This is a genomic window from Adlercreutzia sp. ZJ138 (genome assembly GCF_011038935.1).
Lineage (GTDB): Bacteria > Actinomycetota > Coriobacteriia > Coriobacteriales > Eggerthellaceae > ZJ141.
The window spans coordinates 1-1,615 of sequence record NZ_JAAKEA010000045.1 but is presented as its reverse complement, the minus strand read 5'-3'; the positions used below and the strand labels follow the sequence as shown (position 1 = coordinate 1,615).

Sequence of the window (1,615 nt, the reverse complement as noted above, 5' to 3'; positions counted from 1 at the left end):
GGGGGTGTGGACATTTTCTTGGACATTCCTAAGCCGCTAAGCCTAGGCTCCTACGGTATTCGTTGGGACTCATCCATCCCAGCGATCTTTTGATGCGCCCCCCATTATAGAACTCTATGTAGCCATTTAATAGACGCGAGAATTCCTCGAACGACACACCCTTCCAATCCCTGCCATAGAAGAACTCGTTCTTGAGACGGCCGAAAAACCCTTCGCAGGCTGAGTTATCCGGAGAGCATCCCTTTTTCGACATAGAGCGCATGATACCGGCATTTTCGCACCGCTCGATCCATCCGGGCCAGCGATAATGGCATCCACGGTCGTTGTGGCAGATGGGATGCTCTCCATCAGAGAGAGTCGCTATTGCGTCATCGAGCATGGTGTTCACGAGCTCTGCATCCGGATGCAAGGATATTTTCTGCGATACGACCTTGCCGTCGAAGCAGTCGATCACAGGGGACAGATAGCATTTAAAGCCCGACAACGTGAACTGAGTGATGTCAGTGAGCCATAGCACGTTCGGTGCGTCAGCATGAAAGTCGCGCTCCACAAGATTCTCAGGAGCTTGGTCTATCTCGCCTGCGTAGGAGCTGTATCGGCGCTTTTTCGTGTTTGAGTAGGGCACTTCGAGGCCCTCTTCTTTCATTATGCGCAAGACTACCTTCTCCGAGACGATCACGGGCGTTTCGCGCTTTCTCAGGCGCGCCCATATCGTTCGGTGGCCGCGGGCTCCGCCTTCGGCTTCGAACTCCTCTTTTACGAGTTTTCGCAGTTCCTTGTACTTGTCGGGAGCGGATAAGACTTTCTCCTGGTAGTAATAGCTGCTCCGAGCTAATCCTAGGTACCTCAGCAGTTCATTCAGCGGAAACGTCGTCTTCAGGGCATCGACTAGGGTTGCTTTCTCTCTGTTGGAGAGACTCCCCGGATCGATGCCCGGGTCTTTTTTTACAAGCTCGGCCGCCCCCTTCCAGATAGCGACCTCCATCTTATGAAATCTTGCTTCGGCCTCCAGCCCTGCTATCTTGTCCTTCAGAGAATCGATTTCACCCAAAAGCTCGTCTCGGTCGATGTCGTCAATCACGCTCTGCGCCTCCTCCCCCAAGAACTTCTTCCTCCAATTATAGAACGTGACCTTGTCAATGTCGTGACCCTCGATCACCTGCTTGACGGTAGGAGCAGCGACGGAATCGAGAAGCACCTCTATGCGCTCCTCGTCCGAGAACCTCTTATGCGGTTTTGTGGTCTTGCGTTGGCCGGGTGCAAGCTCGTCTATCCATTGGCTGAGCAGAGTTCTGCTGGGGTATCCAAGCTCTCGCACGGTCTTCGATCCGTTTTTGCCGGTAGAGAGGTAGTGCTCGACAGCGATCCTCTTCTGCTCCTCCGTGAACTTGCCCGACCACTTCTCAGGCCCTCTCACATATCCTCTTTGCAGATAGTCGCGATACCAGCGGGACAGCGTTGACGCATCGGGGTATCCGAGCGTTCGCTTGACCGTTATCGGGGAATGCCCACTGGTCACGTAGAGGTCAATTGCAGCTTGCTTTTCCTCTTGGGTGTGATGGTGATACATGGCCATCTCCTTGTCTCAGATGTCCAAGTTTTTGTCCACACCCCC

The 1,615-nt window shown here is 53.7% G+C and carries 1 protein-coding gene; it reads right to left on the bottom strand.

Annotated elements, in window-relative coordinates; translation table 11 throughout:
- Positions 1–28 precede the first annotated feature (28 nt).
- On the bottom strand, positions 29–1,570 hold the full coding sequence (locus tag G7Y43_RS10540; RefSeq protein ID WP_165046366.1) for an IS3 family transposase: 1,542 nt from the start codon (positions 1,568–1,570) through the stop codon (positions 29–31).
- Positions 1,571–1,615: the final 45 nt, after the last annotated feature.